This is a genomic window from Pseudoxanthomonas sacheonensis, from assembly GCF_010093305.1.
Lineage (GTDB): Bacteria > Pseudomonadota > Gammaproteobacteria > Xanthomonadales > Xanthomonadaceae > Pseudoxanthomonas_A > Pseudoxanthomonas_A sacheonensis.
The window spans coordinates 115,801-134,471 of record NZ_PDWS01000005.1 but is presented as its reverse complement, the minus strand read 5'-3'; the positions used below and the strand labels follow the sequence as shown (position 1 = coordinate 134,471).

At 64.8% G+C, this 18,671-nt stretch carries 14 protein-coding genes and 1 riboswitch; of the genes, 7 read left to right on the top strand and 7 right to left on the bottom strand.

Features of this window, described 5'->3' with window-relative positions; genetic code table 11:
• Window positions 1-198: 198 nt before the first annotated feature.
• Complete coding sequence (gene bioD / locus CSC73_RS06680) at window positions 199-894, bottom strand: dethiobiotin synthase (protein ID WP_246197398.1); 696 nt, start codon at window positions 892-894, stop codon at window positions 199-201.
• Window positions 895-1,021: 127 nt separating this feature from the next.
• Here bioD and CSC73_RS06675 point away from each other — a divergent pair, with 127 nt between their 5' ends.
• From CSC73_RS06675 to btuB, 3 genes are all read left to right on the top strand, one after another.
• Complete coding sequence (locus CSC73_RS06675) at window positions 1,022-1,507, top strand: GAF domain-containing protein (RefSeq protein WP_163839655.1); 486 nt, start codon at window positions 1,022-1,024, stop codon at window positions 1,505-1,507.
• Complete coding sequence (locus CSC73_RS06670) at window positions 1,504-1,902, top strand: TfoX/Sxy family protein (RefSeq protein WP_163839653.1); 399 nt, start codon at window positions 1,504-1,506, stop codon at window positions 1,900-1,902. The genes CSC73_RS06675 and CSC73_RS06670 overlap by 4 nt, the downstream gene beginning before the upstream one ends.
• 47 nt (window positions 1,903-1,949) lie before the next feature.
• Window positions 1,950-2,194: riboswitch (cobalamin riboswitch) on the top strand.
• Window positions 2,195-2,312: 118 nt separating this feature from the next.
• A complete protein-coding gene (btuB, locus tag CSC73_RS06665) occupies window positions 2,313-4,226 on the top strand; it encodes a TonB-dependent vitamin B12 receptor (protein WP_163839651.1) in 1,914 nt (637 codons plus the stop codon).
• Window positions 4,227-4,616: 390 nt separating this feature from the next.
• Here the strand turns inward: btuB and gph are convergent, their stop codons facing one another.
• From gph to CSC73_RS06650, 3 genes are all read right to left on the bottom strand, one after another.
• The gene (gene gph / locus CSC73_RS06660; RefSeq protein WP_163839649.1) at window positions 4,617-5,264 is read right to left on the bottom strand and encodes a phosphoglycolate phosphatase; all 648 of its coding nucleotides are present in this window, start codon (window positions 5,262-5,264) and stop codon (window positions 4,617-4,619) included.
• A gap of 214 nt (window positions 5,265-5,478) precedes the next feature.
• On the bottom strand, window positions 5,479-6,567 hold the full coding sequence (gene dinB / locus CSC73_RS06655) for a DNA polymerase IV (protein WP_163839647.1): 1,089 nt from the start codon (window positions 6,565-6,567) through the stop codon (window positions 5,479-5,481).
• Between the two features lie 226 nt (window positions 6,568-6,793).
• On the bottom strand, window positions 6,794-7,909 hold the full coding sequence (locus CSC73_RS06650) for an aromatic ring-hydroxylating oxygenase subunit alpha (RefSeq protein ID WP_163839643.1): 1,116 nt from the start codon (window positions 7,907-7,909) through the stop codon (window positions 6,794-6,796).
• A gap of 235 nt (window positions 7,910-8,144) precedes the next feature.
• Between CSC73_RS06650 and CSC73_RS06645 the strand changes: the two genes are divergently transcribed.
• From CSC73_RS06645 to CSC73_RS06635, 3 genes are all read left to right on the top strand, one after another.
• Window positions 8,145-9,092, top strand: a complete 948-nt coding sequence (locus CSC73_RS06645; RefSeq protein ID WP_163839642.1) for an aminotransferase class IV — start codon at window positions 8,145-8,147, stop codon at window positions 9,090-9,092.
• On the top strand, window positions 9,089-9,832 hold the full coding sequence (locus CSC73_RS06640; protein WP_163839641.1) for a sulfotransferase-like domain-containing protein: 744 nt from the start codon (window positions 9,089-9,091) through the stop codon (window positions 9,830-9,832). Before CSC73_RS06645 ends, CSC73_RS06640 begins: the two co-directional genes overlap by 4 nt.
• Before the next feature lie 488 nt (window positions 9,833-10,320).
• Window positions 10,321-10,455, top strand: coding sequence for a DUF2938 family protein (locus tag CSC73_RS06635; RefSeq protein ID WP_246197396.1), 135 nt, complete (start codon window positions 10,321-10,323; stop codon window positions 10,453-10,455).
• Between the two features lie 278 nt (window positions 10,456-10,733).
• Here CSC73_RS06635 and mddA read toward each other — a convergent pair whose 3' ends face one another.
• On the bottom strand, window positions 10,734-11,504 hold the full coding sequence (gene mddA, locus CSC73_RS06630) for a methanethiol S-methyltransferase (protein ID WP_163839638.1): 771 nt from the start codon (window positions 11,502-11,504) through the stop codon (window positions 10,734-10,736).
• Between the two features lie 186 nt (window positions 11,505-11,690).
• Between mddA and CSC73_RS06625 the strand changes: the two genes are divergently transcribed.
• Complete coding sequence (locus tag CSC73_RS06625; protein WP_163839637.1) at window positions 11,691-12,749, top strand: alpha/beta fold hydrolase; 1,059 nt, start codon at window positions 11,691-11,693, stop codon at window positions 12,747-12,749.
• A gap of 79 nt (window positions 12,750-12,828) precedes the next feature.
• Here CSC73_RS06625 and CSC73_RS06620 read toward each other — a convergent pair whose 3' ends face one another.
• Window positions 12,829-13,839, bottom strand: coding sequence for a response regulator (locus CSC73_RS06620; RefSeq protein WP_170299054.1), 1,011 nt, complete (start codon window positions 13,837-13,839; stop codon window positions 12,829-12,831).
• A gap of 9 nt (window positions 13,840-13,848) precedes the next feature.
• Window positions 13,849-18,240, bottom strand: a complete 4,392-nt coding sequence (locus CSC73_RS06615) for a CHASE domain-containing hybrid sensor histidine kinase/response regulator (protein WP_163839636.1) — start codon at window positions 18,238-18,240, stop codon at window positions 13,849-13,851.
• Window positions 18,241-18,671 lie beyond the last annotated feature (431 nt).

Genomic DNA, 18,671 nt, shown 5'->3' with positions numbered 1-18,671 from the left:
AGCCGACCCGGCAGCCCCCACGCTGCCGGGTTTTTTATTGCCAAAAACTCCGGTGTAGGAGCGGCATAAACGTATCCGGTAGGGCGGGCTGCCCACCGGGCTTTTGGCGGGTCAAGAGACCCTGGCGTAGGAGCGACGTAAGTCGCGATGGTTTACCGGTAAGGCTCCATCGCGACTTACGTCGCTCCTACGCCGCTCCTACGGCCCCAGATTCCCCGGATTCAATTCGCGCGACAGGCGGTCTGCGGGCTGCTCCGGCGAATAAGGCAGTCTTCCCCAGCAAGGCGCTTGCAAGCGCCGCACGAGCAGTTCGAAATTCTCGTCCTGCCGCTGCATGTCCGGATCGACGTGGTTGGCGATCCACCCCACCAGTTCGCAGCCATCGGCGGAGATGGCGCGCGCGGTCAGCCGCGCATGGTTCAGGCAGCCCAGCCGCATGCCCACCACCATCACCACCGGTAGGCGCAGCGCACGCACCAAGTCCGCCTGATCCAGCGTGGCCGACAACGGCGCCGACCATCCGCCGACGCCTTCCACCACCACGGCGTCGGCCATGGCCCGCAATCTCCGGAAGGCCGAAGCCAATGTTTCAAGTTCGATCTGCACGCCCGCTTCGCGCGCAGCGATTTCCGGCGCCAGCGGCAAGGGCAGCGCATAGGGATTCAGATCGGCATAGGCCGGCTGCGGATCGCTGGCGGCCAGCAAGGCCAGCGCATCCTCGTTGCGCCAGCCCGCTTCGGAGCGCTCGCATCCGCTGGCCACCGGTTTCATGCCCACTGCGCGCAAACCCTGCGACCGCAGTGCATGCAGCAGCGCGGTGGAAGCGACTGTCTTGCCGATGCCGGTGTCGGTGCCGGTGATGTAGAAACCGGTCATGCGCGAATCATCGGCCATCTTCGCTTCGCATCCAGCGTGGAGAGGCCCTTTACCGGTTTCGCCGCCATTCTTCGTTCTCTCTTGAGAATGGGCCAATCATAAGGCTCCCAACGCGCCCGTCCCGGGTAACGGATAGAATCCAGCCATGTCCTTCGCCACCCAGACCCTGTCCGGCAGCAAGCCGGAGCAGTACGCACAGCTCGTCGCCCAAGCGCGCGCGCTGATCCAGGGCGAGCCCGACCGCGTGGCCAACGCCGCCAATCTGGCCGCGCTCGTCTACCACGCATTGCCCGATCTCAACTGGGTCGGTTTCTATTTCTACGATGGTGCCGAACTGGTCGTCGGTCCGTTCCAGGGCCTACCCGCGTGCGTGCGCATCGCACTGGACAAAGGCGTGTGCGGCGCTGCCGCGCGCACCCGCCAGACCCAGCGGGTGGCCGATGTGGAAGCCTTCCCCGGCCATATCGCCTGCGATGCGGCCTCGCGCTCGGAGCTGGTGGTGCCGCTGGTGCACGGAGGCGCGCTGGTCGGCGTGTTCGACCTGGACAGCCCGCGCGTCGATCGTTTCGACGAGGAGGACCAGCAGGGTCTGGAAGCCATCGCCCGGGCCTTCCTGGAAACCCTGCAATGACCGCCGCGCCGCCGATCAAGATGCGCAACATAGGCCCCAAGTCAGCCGCCTGGTTGCGCCAGGTGGGCTTGCGCACCCAGCAGGACATCGCCGCCGCGGGCGCGGTGGAGGCCTTCATGCGGGTCAAGCGCGCCGGTTTCCGTCCCAGCCTCAATCTGCTGTACGCGCTGGAAGGCGCCCTGGCCGACTGCCACTGGCAGGAAGTGCCCGAGGCGCGCCGGCAGCTACTGGTGGCCGAATACGAAGCTGCCGCCGCCTTGCTGCCCGCACCGCGTGGACGCCCCGCTGCTTCGCCGGTCACCACCACCCACCACGAACAGCAGGACCACGACGCAGCACCTGGCTTCGACCTGTTCGATTCGCCAGGCGAAGACGGCGGCGAACGCGAAGACTGAACTGGGCCCGGGGCACGCCAGGCGTGCCCGCCCGCCGCGCATCGCGTACACTGCGCGCGCTTCAAGGTGACCCTGCGGCACGCGCCAACGGGTTGAAACGGGAAGCCGGTGAGTCGTTCCGACCCAGGTCGCGAACCGCAAGTCCGGCGCTGCCCCCGCAACGGTAAGCGAGCCAGCCAGAGCATCAGCCACTGCACGCAGGTGCGGGAAGGCGCCGCGGCCGAAGCCGCACTCCCACGAGTGCCGCCTTCAACTCGCAAGCCCGGAGACCGGCCCTGGAGTTCACTGGTTGCGATGCGGCGGGCATTGCGGCGGCGGTCCGCGCTGCGGCCTTCCGTTCGTGTTTCCCCCTGCTTGCGACTCCACCACACCATTCCGCGTACGGGTCGTGCGCGGTGGAGAAGTTCGCCATGCAGCACCGTCTTTCCCGTTCCGCCACCCATTCCCCCGCCAAGCACCTGCTTGCCCTGGCCATCGCGCTGGGCCTTCCCTCGCTGGCCCACGCCGAGGCCGCCGCCGACGCCACCGATCTGGACGAGATCGTGGTCACCGGCACCCGCACCGATGTGGCCATCGAAGACAGCCTGGTGCCTGCGCAGGTGATCGACCGCGAAGAGATCGAACGCACCCAGGCGCGTTCGCTGCCGGAGCTGCTGAAAGGCCGCGCGGGCATCAACCTCACCAACCAGGGCGGTGCCGGCAAACTGACCTCGCTGTTCCTGCGCGGCGCCGAATCCGACCACGTGCTGGTGCTGCTCGACGGCATCCGCGTCGGTTCGGCCACCGCCGGCACGGCGATGTTCCAGGATCTTCCGGTCGATCAGATCGAACGCATCGAGATCATCCGCGGGCCGCGTTCCAGTCTTTATGGTTCGGAAGCCATCGGCGGCGTGATCCAGATATTCACCCGCAAGGGCGGCGATGGTTTCTCGCCGCATTTCCGCATCGGCGCCGGCAGCCACAATCTGCGCGAAGCAAGCGCGGGCTTCAGCAACCGCGGCGAGCGCGGCTGGATCAGCGCCGAAGGCGCGTATCAGCAAACCGACGGCATCGATGCCTGCCGCGGGTCGGGCACGCTGTTCCAGGGTTGCTTCGCCGATGAGCCGGACCTGGACGGCTACCGCAACGTGTCGGTGTCGCTGCGCGGCGGTTACGAGCTGACCGATGCGCTGGCCGTGGAGGGTCACTTCCTCAACGCCGATGCGGATAACGAATACGACGGCAGCATCTTCGGCGGCAACGAAACCGAAACCACCCAGCGCGTAGCCGGCGGCAAACTGACCTGGACGCCCTCGGACCGGGTCAAAGTCGCCGTGCAGGCCGGGCGCGCGTGGGACAAGTCCGACGCGTATTTCCGCGACGCCGGCGTGCGCAGCTACGTCAACACCTTCGATACCCAGCGCGACACCGCATCGGTGCAGGCAGACTTCGCCCTGGGCGAAGGCCAGCTGCTGACCGCCGGCGGCGACTGGCAGCAGGACCATGTCACCAGCACCACCGCCTTCACCATCGACAGCCGCGACAACACAGGCGTGTTCCTGGAATACCAGGGCCGCTTCGGCGCGCATCAGCTGCAGGCGAGTGTGCGCAACGACGACAACGAGCAATTCGGCAACCATGCCACCGGCAGCGTCGGCTGGGGCATGGATCTGAGCCACGGCTTCAAGCTCAACGCCAGCTACGGCACCGGCTTCAAGGCGCCGACTTTCAACGACCTGTATTACCCGTTCGGCGGCAATCCGGAATTGGAACCAGAAGAATCCAAAAGCCTGAACATCGGTGTCGGGCAGTACACGGAAACCTGGAACTGGACCTTCAACGTATTCCAGACCCGTATCGATTCGTTGACCGGCTACGACAGTTTCTTCAACCTGGTGCAGGCCGACAAGGCGCGCATCCGCGGTGCGGAACTTACCTTTGCCGCGACGCTGGCCGGCTGGGATCTGTCCACCCAGCTCAGCTACGCCGATCCGCGCGCCACCGCCCGCCTGACCGCCGACGGCGACGAGAACCCCAACTACGACAACCTGCTGCCGCGCCGTGCGCCGCGCACCGGCCGCATCGACGTGGATCGCAGCTTCGGCGACTTCCGTTTCGGCACCACGCTCAACGCCGCCAGCGCCCGCTACGACGATGCCGCCAACAACGTCCGGGTCGGTGGATACGCGACAGTGGATCTGCGCGTGGAATACGCGGTGAACGCCGACTGGACGCTGCAGGCGCGCGCCGCCAACGTGTTCGACCGCGAATACGAAACCATCGCCTGGTACAACCAGCCCGGCCGCGAATACGGGTTGAGCCTGCGCTACCAGCCTGCGCGTTGAGTTCGTTGTAGAGCCGAGCTTGCTCGGCTGCTTTTTTGCGTTTCTGCCAAGAGCAAAAGCAAGAGCAAGAGCAAATCCCCCTTGATCCCCCTTTTTCAAAGGGGGAGGTCAAAGGTCTGGGAGAGGTCGGATGCCTGGGGGAAGTCTGGAGTCGATGGTTGCTCCCTCCTTTGAAAAAGGAGGGCTGGGGAGGATTTGCTCTTCGCTCTTGTGTTTCTGCCAAGAGCAAAGGCAAGAGCAAGAGCAAATCCCCCTTGATCCCCCTTTTTCAAAGGGGGAGGTCAAAGGTCTGGGAGAGATCGGATGCCTGGGGGAAGTCTGGAGTCGATGGTTGCTCCCTCCTTTGAAAAAGGAGGGCTGGGGAGGATTTGCTCTTCGCTGCAAAGTCGCCTAATGCAGCAACTCTCGCATGTCGTCGATCACCCGCACCCCTTTCACCGCATGCGGATCGAAGCCGCGCAGGTACCCGTAAGTCACCAGCGCCATCGGCATGCTGGCCGCCGCCGCCGTTTCCACATCGGTGGCCGAATCGCCGACCATCAGGCATTGCGCCGACTGCAGGCCGAAATGTTCGACCACATGCAGCAGCGGCACCGCACTGGGCTTACGCTCGGGAAGCGTGTCGCCGCCGACGATGACTTCGAAATAGCCCCCCAGATCCAGCGCATCGAGCAGCGGACGCACGAAACGTTCCGGCTTGTTGGTGCACACCGCCACCGCCACGCCGCGATCGCGCAGCGCTTGCAGCGTTTCCGCCACGCCCGGGTAGACCGTTGGGTACAGCAGCAGGCATTCGGCGTAGTGGACCATGAAGCCGGGCATCACTTCGTCCAGGTCGACGGTCCTGCCCGCATGGGCGAATGCGCTGGTCACCAAGGCACGCGCGCCGTCGCCGATCCAGCCGCGGATCACCGACTCCTCGACGCGCGGCAACGACCAGTCCACCAGGGTGCGGTTGACCGCCTCGGATATGTCCGAAGCGCTGTCGACCAGAGTGCCATCGAGATCGAAGACCACTAGCGAGTAAGGAAAATCCAATTCGTGCTCCGTATAGGGCTGTAGATCATGGAAGAACTTATATGCCGTTCGCAGTATTTCTGTCTAACCACACCCGCCGTAGGTCGGGGCTACGCCCCCGACGCACGCGCGAATTCGGCGTCGGGGACGTAGCCCCGACCTACCTGCGTGGGTGTGCAAAAGCATAAGCGCTGGGCCCCCGTCTTCGCGGAGGTGGCGGTCCGAAGCGAATGCACTATTCGGGCACCCTTTCGCCTCGGCCTTCCTCGAACAACGACCCCTGCGACACAGCCTCCTCGCGCTCGCGGAATCCGCCAAGGCCCACGCCAACCAGCCGGTACAAAGTGCCTTCCGGCTGCTGGACGCGCTCGCATAACGACAAGGCGATCTCGGTGAATGCGTCCAGCGACGACGGGGGCGCGTCGGGTGTGAAACTGCGGGTAAGAATGCGGAACTGCGACGTCTTCAGCTTGAGCACCACCGTGCGCCCTACGCGCTCGGTCTTGCGCGAGGCTTCCCAGGTCTTGACCGCGAGCCTGCGGATCGTCGGCGCCAGCTCTTCCAGCGGAATATCGTGTTCGAAGGTGTCTTCGGCCGAGATCGATTGCACTGGCTGATCCGGCTGCACCGGTCGCTCATCGATGCCGCGCGCGCGCCGGTACAGCGAGGCGCCGAAACTGCCGAAGTGGCGCTGCAGTTCGTCCATCGGATATTCGCGCAGATCGCCGACGAGCTCTATGCCCAGGGCCGAGAGCTTGCCCTGCATCACCTTGCCCACGCCCGGGATCTTGGCCACCGGCAGCGGCGCCAGAAACGCTTCCACCTGTTGAGGGCGGATCACGAACTGCCCATCGGGCTTGCGCCAGTCCGAGGCGATCTTGGCCAGGAACTTGTTGGGCGCGATGCCGGCCGAGGCCGTGAGCGAAGTTTCTTCGCGGATCTGCCGGCGGATTTCCTCGGCGATGGCGGTGGCGCTGGGAAAAGCGGTCTTCGGCTCGGTGACGTCCAGATAGGCTTCGTCCAGCGATAGCGGCTCCACCAGGTCGGTGTGGCGCAGGAAGATATCGCGGATCTGCTTCGAAGCCGCTTTGTAGCGCACGAAATCCGGCGGCACGAAGATCGCCTGCGGACACAGACGCTCGGCACGCACCGCCGGCATCGCCGAACGCACGCCGAACTTGCGCGCTTCGTACGACGCGGCGCACACCACCGAGCGAGCGCCGCGCCAGGCCACCACCACGGGCTTGCCGCGAAGCCCGGGATCGTCGCGTTGTTCGACCGACGCGTAGAAGGCGTCCATGTCGATGTGAAGGATCTTGCGCACTTGCGCATTATGCCCGCGTCGCCCGGGCAGCCGAGACAGAGCACAAAAAATGAATCGTCATCCCCGCGAAGGCGGGGATCCAGGGACTCGGCTTTCACGTACCTATTTTCTAGATCTCCGTTCGTGGTGAGCTTGTCGAACCACGCTTTCTGCGCAGAAGCTAAAGTCCCTGGATCCCCGCCTTCGCGGGGATGACGATCCAAGGGGTCACGATCTGAGGGACGGCTCATCCGCCGATGGCGGTGGAAAGCTCTCCATGCAACAGCCGGTGAAACAAATGCTCCCCCGCCTCCCTACGGATCGACAGCCGCCCGGTGGAATAGGCGCGCGAGTTCAAGCCGCGCTGCACCGATTTGCAGATGGCCATGTCCTCGTCCTGGATGATGTTGCCCACCTCGATGCTGGCGCGGTTGCGCTCGGCCGCCGCTTCCGACACATCGGCGAAATAGAAATCGAAGATCACCTCGGTGCGGTCCAGCCCCAGCGGCAGCACCAGGTTCACGTCCATCTGGCCTTCGTACCAGTTGACCATGAAGTTGGGATGCAGCCAGTAGTACAGCGCGCGGTCGCCGCCGCGCACGGACGAGAAATCGACATGGTCGCCGTCCTTCACCATCGGGCTGGACTGCAGGCAGTGATGCATGCCGTTTTCGATGGTGTAGTTCTTGAAGTCGAGGACGCTGTTGAGGCCTTTGTGGAGGTGCGGCACGTGGTAGCCGCCATCCAGGTAATTGTCGACGAACACCTTCCAGTTGCAGTCGAAGTAGTAATGCCGGCGCTCGAACCAGTGCAGATCCTGCAACCGCAGGGCGGCGAACTCTTCGATCAGCTGCGGACCCAGGAATTCCTCCAGCCCGGGGCCTTCGGCATCCAGCCGCACGAACACCCAGTTCTCCCACACCGCCGTCGCCACCGGCGCCAGCCCATGCGCGCTGCGGTCGAAGTGGCACTCGCTGTTGAAGCTGGGGGTTCCCTTCAGCGCGCCTTCCAGCGTGTAGGTCCATCCGTGGTAGGGGCAGCGCAGGTTCTTCGCGCAGCCCGCGGCTTCGGTCATCACCGCCGCGGCGTGGTGACGGCAGACGTTGAAGAACCCGCGCAGCACGCCGTCTTCGCCGCGCACCACCAGGATGGGTTCGCCGGCGATCTCGCAGGTGACGTAGTCGCCGGGATTGCGCACCTGGTCCGCGCGGCCGGCCATCTGCCAGGTACGCGAAAAGGTGGTCTTGCGTTCAAGCGCGGCGATGTCTTCGTCGATGTACCAGGACGCTGGGATGGTGCTGGCCTCGGCCAGCGGCAAGGTGGGGTCGTACTGGGCGATCAGATCTGCGGCGCGCTGGGGCATGGCGGACTACCGACGATGGCTGTTCCGCTACTGTAACCGACCGGAACACGCCGACCGCATGCGCAGGAAATCATCTGTACCCGATCTCCCCCGACAACGGCACTGGCTACGGGTGAAGACGCCGGCGCCGGAACGCACGGACCGATGAATCGAATCGTGGCATCCGACTCCGCCGCGCCGACTAGGCCTGCGGGGACCCAGCGGCTACCATCGGTTCCGACACAGGAGACCGCGCATGACCCAGGGCACCCAGCATTCGGCCGACGATCCACGCAACGCCGACATCCTTATTTCCATAAACGGCACGCTGAAACACCGCAGCGAAGCGATGGTGTCGGTGTTCGACAGCGGCTTCGTGCTCGGCGACGGCGTGTGGGAAGGGTTCCGCGTGCTCGGCGGCCACCCGCTGTTCCTGGATGCACATCTGGACCGGTTGTACGAAGGAGCCAAAGCCATCCTGCTCGATATCGGCCTCAGCCGCGAGCAACTTACGCGCGCCTTGTACGCCACGCTGGACGCCAACGGCATGCACGGCGATGGCGTGCACGTACGCCTGATGGTCACCCGCGGGGTGAAGAGCACGCCCTACCAGGATCCGCGCGTGACCGTGGGCCCGGCCACGGTGGTCATCATTCCCGAATACAAGACCGCCTCCACCGACACCGCCGCGCGCGGCCTGTCGCTGTATACGGTGCACGTGCGGCGCGGCGCGCCGGACGTGCAGGACCCCAAGCTGAATTCGCACAGCAAGCTCAACTGCATCACCGCCTGCATCCAGGCCTACGGCGCCGGCGCCGACGAGGCGCTGATGCTGGATCCGCACGGTTTCGTCGCCACCTGCAACTCCACCCACTTCTTCATCGTGCGCAAGGGAGAGGTGTGGACTTCGACCGGCCAGTACTGCCTGGGCGGCATCACCCGCGCCAACGTCATCGCCCTGTGCCGCGACAACGGCATTCCGGTGTTCGAGAAATCCTTCAGCCTCACCGATGTCTACGGCGCGGACGAGGCCTTCGTCACCGGCACCTTCGGCGGCGTGGTGCCGGTGCACACGGTCGACCAGCGCAGCATCGGCAATGAGCCGCGCGGCGACGATGCGCGCGGACCGATGGTGCAGCGGCTGCAGTCTTTGTACCGCGCGTTCGCGGCCGCGGACGCGGCCCGCCGGGTGCGCCCGGCATGAGCGCGTCCGCGCAGGTGGTGCGGGTGGCCATGTGGTCGGGGCCGCGCAATATTTCCACCGCGATGATGCGCGCCTGGGAAAACCGCGGCGACTGCGCGGTCAGCGACGAGCCGCTGTACGCGCACTACCTGGACCGCACCGGCCTGGACCATCCGGCGCGCGAGGAAGTGATCGCCGATGGCGACACCGACTGGCGGCGGGTGGTCGATTCGCTGTTGGGGCCGGCGCCCGGCGGCGCGGCGGTGTGGTACCAGAAGCACATGACCCACCATCTGCTGCCGCACATGGACCACGCCTGGATCGCGGGGCTGCGCAACGTGCTGCTGATCCGCGATCCGCGCGAAGTGGTGGCGTCCTACGTGAAGTCGCGGGCGACGGTAACCGCCGACGATATCGGCCTGCCGCAGCAGGTGGCGCTGTACGACGAGCTGCACGCGACCGGTTCGCCGCCGCCGATCCTGGATGCGGGGGATTTCCTGCGCGCGCCCGAGCCCCATCTGCGTGCCCTGTGCGATTGGCTGGGCATTCCTTTCACCGCGCGGATGCTGCATTGGCCGCCGGGCCGGCGCGACAGCGACGGCATCTGGGCGCCGCACTGGTATGCGCACGTGTGGGAATCGACGGGTTTTGAGGCGCCGGTGGTCAAGCAGATCAGTCTTTCCGGTGCGGCGGCGGAGGTAGCGGAGCAATGCAGGCCGCATTTCGAGCGGCTGCATGCGATGCGGATGCGGGTGGAATGATTACCGGCGGCCCGCCTGTCATCGACGCGGATTTTTCCTGACCCGCCGCTCCGCAAACGCCCCCGATTCGGCAGCCCGCAGAATGCGCCGGAAAGTGGGGCATTCCATATGGCTGGACGCGGAACAGGCGACGGCATAACGCAGGGCGTCGCACATGACGCCGAGTCGGCGCGCGTCTTTCCAGCTGCCATTCTCCGGGGCGCAGATGCAACCCGGCAAACCACTTTGACGTGACAATTGCTCACACGCAAAAATTTATTGGCAAGTCTCGCCCCGAGTGACCGATTATTTCATCGTTACCAATTCGGCCATATTGCGCGATTTGTCCATGTCGATTCCGCAAGCCAGGGTCATGCTGTGGTAGACCAATAGCTACCCGACGAGCGTGCGGCCGGACTGCAGCCGCACTACGTGAGCGGAATAATTCTCGCAGATTTTTTTGCTCGAATTTTTTCGGCGACGACTGGATTGGACAACTCGGCATGGGCATGGCCGCGCGTCTTGCACCTCGACCCGCGCTTGCGCGCCTCAACAGTCTGGTCACGCATGCGGTATTCGGCGTTGGTCTGTATGCGGCTGGCTGGACGATGAAAGCGGTGGCTTTATGGTTGAAGGACTTCTGAAAACCTGTTGACGATCTCTGGAACAATTACTGAAACTGGAAAATTATCCCGTCGTCCCCGCGAAGGCGGGGATCCAGCGACTTAAAGCTTTCGTTCAAACTCCACGATCGCGGTAGGCAAGACACTGGATCCCCGCCTTCGCGGGGACGACGAGTCATTTTTCCATATCCTCCGCAGATTCTTCCGCAGATGAATATGACGTCTTCCGGTACGTCGCGAGCAGACTCTAAGCGCTGATGTTCGGCGACTGGTGGGCTGGAGCCCACCCTATGGAAACCTCAACCCGCCGATCGGCGCGCAGTCACGCTCACGCCCCCGCTTTCCCGCCGCTTGGTCCCCGGCACCAGCATCGGCACCCGCTTGCGGTATTCGCCGTACTCCGGCAGCGCGGCCACCAGATCGCGTTCTTCCAGTTGAATGGCGATCAGGATGTAGGCGGTGGTCATCAATGCGAACAGCAGGTGGGTGACGGTCATGGCGGGGGTGGCCCAGAAGATGATCAGCCACCCCACGTACAAGGGATGACGCACCCAGCGGTACAGGGTGGGCGTCTTGAACGGCACATGGGTGTACGGCCGCCCGCGGAACTGCAGCCATACCTGGCGCAGGCCGAACAGATCGAAGTGGTCGAGCAGGAAGGTCACGTACAGCAGCAGCGCCCAGCCGAACGCGTAGGCCGCGTACAAGGCGATGCGCGCGGTTTCGTTCTCCACGTTCCACACCATCCCGCCGACAGGGCGCCACAGCCAGAACAGCAGGATCAGCGCCAGACTGGAAAGCAGCGTGTAGGTGCTGCGTTCGGCGGATTCGGGAATGACCTTGGTCCACGCGCGCTTGAACGCCGGCCGCGCCATCACGCTGTGCTGCAGCGCGAACAGAGCCAGCAGGCCCAGATCGATCAGCACCGCGGCGCCGACGCTGGTGCTGCGCGCCGAATCCATGGCCTTGGGCACCCACAGGTTGCCAATGAAGCCGATGGCGTACAGGAAAGTGGCGAAGAACACGGCGTAGCAAGCCACGCCGTAAAGCAGGATCAGGGAACGTTTCATCGGCGACCTCGATGCGGTGGCGGAAGCGCGCCCCCAAGCACGCGCAGCGGAGAACGGACGCCATAGCATCGTCCGCACGGCGCGCGCCCGGCAGGTGAGCAATGTCCCGACGTGCGCCTGTTTTGCGTGTTCGATGGATGAACAATGTCCCGGCTACACTCCGCCAGTCCCTTCAGGGAGCCGCCCATGCAGCAATCCATCCGCTACCTGACCACCGGCGATGGCGCGCGCCTGGCCTGGGCGTCGATGGGCGCCGGCCAGCCGCTGGTGAAGGCGGCCAACTGGCTGAGCCATCTGGAATACGATCTGGAAAGCCCGATCTGGCGCCACTGGTCGCGCTTCTTCGGCGGCCACTTCCGTTTCGTGCGTTACGACGAACGCGGTTGCGGCATGACCGGCGGCGACCCGCGTGGCCTGCACCTGGAGCACTGGCTGGGCGATCTGGAGGCGGTGGTGGACGCGGCGGGGATCGACCGGCCGTTCGCCCTGCTGGGCATATCGCAGGGCGCGGCAGCGTGTGTGGCGTATGCGGCCAAGCATCCGCAGCGCGTGTCCAGACTGGTGCTGTACGGCGCCTACGCGCGCGGACCCTACGAGCGCGGCGATGAGGAAAGCGCGCGCCTGTATCACGCCATCGCCGACATCGCACGGGTGGGTTGGGCCAACGAGAACCCGGTCTTCCGTCAATTGTTCACCTCGCGCTTCATTCCCGAGGCCACCGAGGCGCAGGTGCAGTGGTTCAACGAACTGGCGCGCACCACCACCACGGCCGAGGCGGCCGGCGCGCTGCTGGATGCGCGCGGTCACATAAACGTCGTCTCGTTGCTGCAACGGATCACCGTGCCTACGCTGGTGCTGCACGCGCGTCAGGACGGCGTGGTGCCGCTGGAGGAAGGACGCTTGCTGGCGGCGGGCATTGCCGGTTCCCGGTTCGTCGAACTGGAATCGCGCAACCACGTGCTGCTGGAGCACGAACCGGCGTGGGAACGCTTCTGCGCCGAAGTGCTGCAGTTCCTCGGCGAAGGCTTCGGCGACAGCGATGCGCGATTGTCCGCGCTGACCGCTCGCGAGCGCGCCATCGTCGCCGGCCTGGTCGCCGGCCGCACCAACGCGCAGATCGCCGCATCGCTGTTCATCAGCGACAAGACCGTGCGCAATGCGCTGACCCGCATCTTCGAAAAACTGGGCGTGCGCTCGCGCACCCAGGCCATGGCCCTGCTGCGCGACTCGGACCTTCCGCGTTAGCGGAGCGCGGTCTGGCCGGCATCCGCTCTTGGCCGCAAACATCGAGTGGACACCGGCATTCCGTTATTTCTTGTCCTCCCTATTGGGCCTCGGGGAGGACGGTATCGGAATCCCGGCTGTCCCAATGCGCCTTGGTTTCGAGCAGGCGCGGCAGGCAATCCAGGAACAATTCCACCATTCGTGGTTCGAAGTGCGTCCCCCGGCCTTCTTCGATCTTTGCGACGACCTCGTCCATGGGCCAGGCCTCCTTGTAGGGGCGGCGCATGGCGAGCGCATCGAAGACATCGGCCACCGCCACGATCCGCGCCGATTGAGGAATGTCTTCGCCCGCCAGCGCGCCGGGATAACCCGTCCCGTCCCAGCGCTCATGGTGGTTCAGCGCCACCTCCGCGGCGAGCTGGAAAAGCGGCGCGTGGCTACGGCTGAGGATTTCGTAGCCGATCTGCGTATGGCGCTTCATGATCTCCCACTCCGGCGCAGACAGCTTTCCCGGCTTCTTGAGGATTCCGTCGGGAATCCCGATCTTGCCGGTGTCGTGCATGGGGGCAGCCTGTTCCAGCAACTCGGCGCGCGCGCTTTCCCAACCGGCCGCCTCGGCCAGAATCCGCGCGTACGCAGCCATCCTCCAGATATGCACGCCCGTATCCGAATCGTTGTAATGGCCGGCGATGCCCAGCATCCGGATCGCGTCCTGGTAGCTGCTGTTGAGTGCGGAGGCCCGAACCAGGGACAGATGCGTATTGACGCGCGCCCTGAGGATGAAAGGCGAGACCGGCTTGGCGATGTAGTCCACGCCGCCGCAGGCGAAGCCGGTGCGCTCATCGGCCTCGCGACCCAGCGAGGTGACGAAGATGATGGGGATATGTTCGGTTTGGGGATTGGCCTTGAGCGCCGATGCGACTTCGTATCCGTCCATGTCCGGCATCTCCACGTCCAACAGGATCAGCGACGGCGCATGCTTCTCCGCTGCGCGGAGCGCTTGCGCGCCGTCGCGCGCCAGCACCAGGCGATAATCGCCGCCGAGTATCTGCCGGAACAGCGCCAAGTTGTTCGGCTCATCGTCGACGCACAGAATCGGACCGTTAGGCATGCGGTACTCCTAGCCTTCGCCTTGGTTGCCCTTGACGCTGTTCGACGCCGCATCGCGGATCAACCCGCTAATGAAATCCTCGGCACCGCGGAAATCGAACTCTTCGATGTACTGGAATATCTTCCCGGCGGTATCGAACCGGATCCGGCCCGAAAGCCGCGCCGCGGCGGCGTCGATGGATTCGGGATCGTCGCTATCGAGGGCCTTCAGAAGCTCGCCCAGCAAGACTATGGAGTCTTCCCCCTCGCTCGCCGACACCGTCTCCGCAATCGGTTCCGGATCGGCGTATTGATGGATGTCCTCCAGAGTCTCGCGCAGTACCAGCCGCAACCCTCCCATCAGGTCGTCGATATCCTTTCCGTCGCGCAGAAGTTCTTCCGCCTCCGCCGCAGCCGCCACCAGCGAGGGCAGCGCCAGGGAAGACGCCGCGCCGCGCATCTTGTGCATTTCGGCGCAGGCGCCATCCCTGTCGCCGCGCCTCATAAAAGCTTCGAGCGCATCCGCCATTCCCGCGTAGCGGCGGGCGAACTGGGCCAGATAGCGCCGGTAGGGCGCGGCCTCGCGCCAATAGCTGAGCCCCTTTTTGATATCCAGCAATTGCGGGTCTATGTCCTCCAGCACCGGGTCGGCAGCGCAGACCGGCGGCGGCTTCTCTCCGAAGCTCGCCTGTGGATGTCTGGACGCGAACTGCAGGATGGTGGCCACCAGGTTCGATACTTCGAACGGCTTGGCGACGAAGGCGTTCATGCCGGCCTGCAACGCGGCGTCCTGCTGCCGCTTGAACGCCCCCGCGGTCAGCGCGACAACGGGCATGTCCGCCAGCTCCGGCGACTTGCGTATCCGCGCGGTGGCCTCGTAGCCGTCCATCTCGGGCATCTGCACATCCATGAGAACCACGTCGAACCGATCGGGCTGCGCCTGCAGCATTTCCAGCGCGTGGCGTCCGTCCACCGCGAGCTCGACCCGCGCGCCCTCGCCTTCGAGGATGCGCTGGGCCACTTCGCGATTGATGTCGCTGTCGTCCACCACCAGCAGCCGGTAACCGCCCAGCCGCTGCTCCACCGACACCATGTCCGGCAGCGCGGCGCCGCCGACACGCCGCCGTAGCACTTCGTTGATGACGTTGTAGAGCGCCGAGGCCGTGATCGGCTTGGTGAGCACGGCATCGACGTCGTCCCGGCAGGGATCCTGTTCGATCAGCTTCCGCTCGAAGCCGGTCACCATGATGATGATGGGCTGCCGCGGCGATGGAATGCGGCTTCTGATCATCGCCGCCGTCGCCAAGCCATCCATGCCCGGCATCTGCCAGTCCATCAGCACGATGTCGTATTGCATTGCGCCTTGCCGGTCCAGCCTCTGCATGGCCCGCTCGCCGGAATCGGCCACATCCGCGGTCCAGCCGAAACCGCGGACCAGGAGACCAAGATGTTCCCGGGCGATGTCGTGGTCGTCCACCACCAGCACGCGATACCTGTCCTTGCTCGCTTTCGACTCCGCCTTCGGATCCAGGGCCAACGGGATCACGAAAGAGAACCGGCTGCCCTTCCCCGGCTGGCTCTCCAACGCCAAGGTGCCGCCCATCAACTTGACCAGGCGGCTGCAGATGCTCAGCCCCAATCCGGTGCCCCCGTACTTGCGCGTCGTGGACGAATCCACCTGCGAGAACGGCGAGAAAATCATCCGCTGCTTTTCTTCCGAAATACCTATACCCGTATCGGTGACCGAGAACCGCAGGCGGACGCCTCCGTCCGTGGCGCCGGCAAGCTGCTCCACGTCCAGCACCACTTCGCCTTGCTGGGTGAACTTGATCGCATTGCTGACCAGATTGATCAACACCTGGCCCAGGCGAAGCGCGTCCCCGCGCACATACCGCGCCGCCGGCGGCGCAGGAGATATCAGCATCTCCACGCCCTTGGCATCCACTGCCGAGGCCATCAGCGCCGCCACGCTTTCCATCACGTCCGCCAGATCGAAAGGTTCGTCTTCCAGCTCGATGCGGCCCGCTTCGATCTTGGAGAAGTCCAGCACGTCGTTGATGATGCTCAGCAGCGACTGGGCGGCAAGGCGGATCTTCCTGGTCATGTCCTGCGCGGCGCTGGGAAGATCCGTACGGTCCATCAGATAAAGCATGCCCATGATGGCGTTCATGGGCGTTCTTATTTCGTGGCTCATGTTCGCCAGGAAGTCGCTCTTGTAGCGGTTGGCCTGCTCCGCTTCGCCGATCGCCTTGCGCAGTTCCGAATCCCTGGCCTTCTGTTCGGTCAGATCGGAAGCCATCACCAGATAGCCGATGGCTTCCTGCCGATCGTCGCGAAGCACGCTGATGCTCAGCCTGACCGGCAGCGATCCGCCGCCCTTGCGCAGATACTTCCACTCGGGAATTTCGACGGCATGTTGCTCCAGGTGCGATGCGATGCGGGTGAAGGCCGGCTCCACGCGCTGGTCGTCCGCCGCGGACAGCTCCGCGGATTTCGCCCGCAGATCGCCGTCGTCGTGAAGGCATTCGATGCCCCTCCGGCCTATGAGTTCGTCCGCCGAATAACCCAGCATCCGTTCGGCCGCGGGATTGAACAAGGTGATGGTCCCATCGATGTCGGTCGCCACGATGGCGTAGCCTGCATGCTGCAGGATGGCGGTCAGGCGCGAGGAGTAGGTACGGATTTGCTCCGTGCGCTCCATGACCTGCTGTTCGAGCGTTGCATTGAGCCGGATGATGCGCTCTTCCTGGCGCTTGCGTTCGGTGATGTCGATGATCGACGCCAGCGCATACAGGCCATCTGCGGTGGGAAGAGGGTTCAGTCCTATCTCCACGGGCACGCGGATACCGTCGCTGCGCAGGCAGTACAGGTCCCGGCCCGCGCCCATGGCGCGGGCTTCGGAGTTCTTGAAGTAGTGCGCGATGAACGCATCGTGTCCTCCACGCGCACCTACGGGGAGGAGCTTGGTGATCGAATGTCCCAGAAGCTCGCTCCTGGGATACCCGAACAGCTCTTCGGATTTGGCGTTGGCCAAGTGGATGATGCCCGCCTGGTCCACCATCAGGATGGCGTTGGGCGAAGCTTCCACTACCAGCCTGAAGTGTTCCTCCGCGCGGATGCGGTCGGCCATGTCGTGCAGCAGCAGGCAGGTTCCGGCGATGCGTCCGTCGGCTGCGCTGAAAGGCGATGCCAGAACCATGAAATCCAGGAGCTGCGCGTCGGCTCCCCGCAGTTTCATGCGGCGTCCATCGGCTTCCTGCGCATCGTGCCGCACGCCATCGCCGGCCGCATCGATCAGCAGATGCTCCAGATTCCGACCTAGAGCGCTGCTGGCCGTTCGGCCGAGCATGCGCTCGGCGGCGGCATTCCAGTGCGTGACTCTGCCCTGGGTATCGCAGGCGATGATGGCATCGACCGAGCCCTGCACCATCGCCGCCAGCCGCGCGCCCTCCAACTGCGAATGTCGCCTTCGCTCCCGGGCCAGCGCCCACACATACCAGAGCAATGCGCCCATCGCGCCGAGCACGGCCACCAGGCCGCCCACCAGCCATGGCGGCGTCAGGCTCAGATTGGCGGCGATCGACGGCCTGGCCCGCACTTCCAGCAGCCATCTGCGGCCATGCACGTCCAGCGGATATTTCCGCGAGAGGCCGGCGGAACCGAGAGCGCCGAAATCATGGCTGGTATAGAACGGATGGGTCGCGGCTTCCTCGTCCCTATCGGCCAGCGAAAGCGCATAGGGCTGGTTGGCGGCGTCCAGAGTGCCGAGGATCGCTTCGATGCTGAGCGGCGCGAAGACCCAGCCGAAGGTCGCTTGCCAGCGCGCGTCGCTCGTCGAGAGATCCGCATTCTCCCTGTACACCGGCAGCAACAGCAGGAAGCCATGGCGCACGCCTTCTTCGCGCTGGACGAGCGTAATGGGATGGCTCAGAACCGCACGGCCCGACCGCGCCGCTTCGAGCGCCGACGCACGGCGGTTAGGCTCGGAGGCGATGTCCAGGCCGAGCGCGCTGCGGTTACCCTGTGCCGGCTCCAGGTAGAGAATGACGAAGCGTTCGCCCTCGTGCGGCGATAGTTGGCGAAGACTGAAGTCCGGTGCGCCGTCCTGGCGCGCACGCTCCTGGAACTCCTCCATTTCCAGCATGGGAACGCGCTGGATGTAGCCGTAGCCCCCCACGCCCGGAAACTCCCTTCCGTATTCGCGCGAGCGGCTGTATGCGGCGAACCTCTCTCTGCTCAGTTGCGGACCGGAAGCGATGATGGCCCCGCGCGCGCCCCGCAGGCCATGCTCGTAGGTAGCCAGACGGTCGCCAAGGCTCGATACCAGTTGGCCGGCCACTTCATCGAAATGCTGATCGATGCGTTCCGCGTCGGCCCGTGCGTAAAGCAGACTGACCGCCCAGCCGGCGAGGATCGCGGCCAACAGGAAACCCGCGAGGAGCCATTGGCGCCGTCCCCAGTGTCGTGCAGTCGACTCTCCCCTCTGCTGCATGATTCCCTCACGTCGTCATGACATGGGTCCAGCCGTCTGGCCAACGGCCGCTCTGGTCTTGCAAGCTTTCCCTGCACTATAGGTCAGGACCCGACAGCCCTCAACGAGCCGTCCCAGTCCGCCGAAACAGACAAGACCATACACCTATCGTTGTTCGCAAAAGATTGCGTACCGGAAGCGGGACTGGCAACGTAAATAATTCACACGCTTTCGCCACGGCGCCTGCGGGCCTACGATCAACGGCATCATGCATGGCGGGAGCAAGCTCCCATGCCGGCTCTCCATGCCGTTTCTTGGCTTCGCCGTATCGGGTGGCTGACTCCCACTTGCCACCGACTTTCCGACGTGCGCTTTTGGCCGTA

Coding starts and splice junctions, on each gene's coding strand:
- bioD (WP_246197398.1), bottom strand. CDS start 894: ATGGCCGATGATTCGCGCATGACCGGTTTCTACATCACCGGCACCGAC.
- CSC73_RS06675 (WP_163839655.1), top strand. CDS start 1,022: ATGTCCTTCGCCACCCAGACCCTGTCCGGCAGCAAGCCGGAGCAGTAC.
- CSC73_RS06670 (WP_163839653.1), top strand. CDS start 1,504: ATGACCGCCGCGCCGCCGATCAAGATGCGCAACATAGGCCCCAAGTCA.
- btuB (WP_163839651.1), top strand. CDS start 2,313: ATGCAGCACCGTCTTTCCCGTTCCGCCACCCATTCCCCCGCCAAGCAC.
- CSC73_RS06650 (WP_163839643.1), bottom strand. CDS start 7,909: ATGCCCCAGCGCGCCGCAGATCTGATCGCCCAGTACGACCCCACCTTG.
- CSC73_RS06645 (WP_163839642.1), top strand. CDS start 8,145: ATGACCCAGGGCACCCAGCATTCGGCCGACGATCCACGCAACGCCGAC.
- CSC73_RS06640 (WP_163839641.1), top strand. CDS start 9,089: ATGAGCGCGTCCGCGCAGGTGGTGCGGGTGGCCATGTGGTCGGGGCCG.
- CSC73_RS06635 (WP_246197396.1), top strand. CDS start 10,321: ATGGCCGCGCGTCTTGCACCTCGACCCGCGCTTGCGCGCCTCAACAGT.
- mddA (WP_163839638.1), bottom strand. CDS start 11,504: ATGAAACGTTCCCTGATCCTGCTTTACGGCGTGGCTTGCTACGCCGTG.
- CSC73_RS06625 (WP_163839637.1), top strand. CDS start 11,691: ATGCAGCAATCCATCCGCTACCTGACCACCGGCGATGGCGCGCGCCTG.
- CSC73_RS06620 (WP_170299054.1), bottom strand. CDS start 13,839: ATGCCTAACGGTCCGATTCTGTGCGTCGACGATGAGCCGAACAACTTG.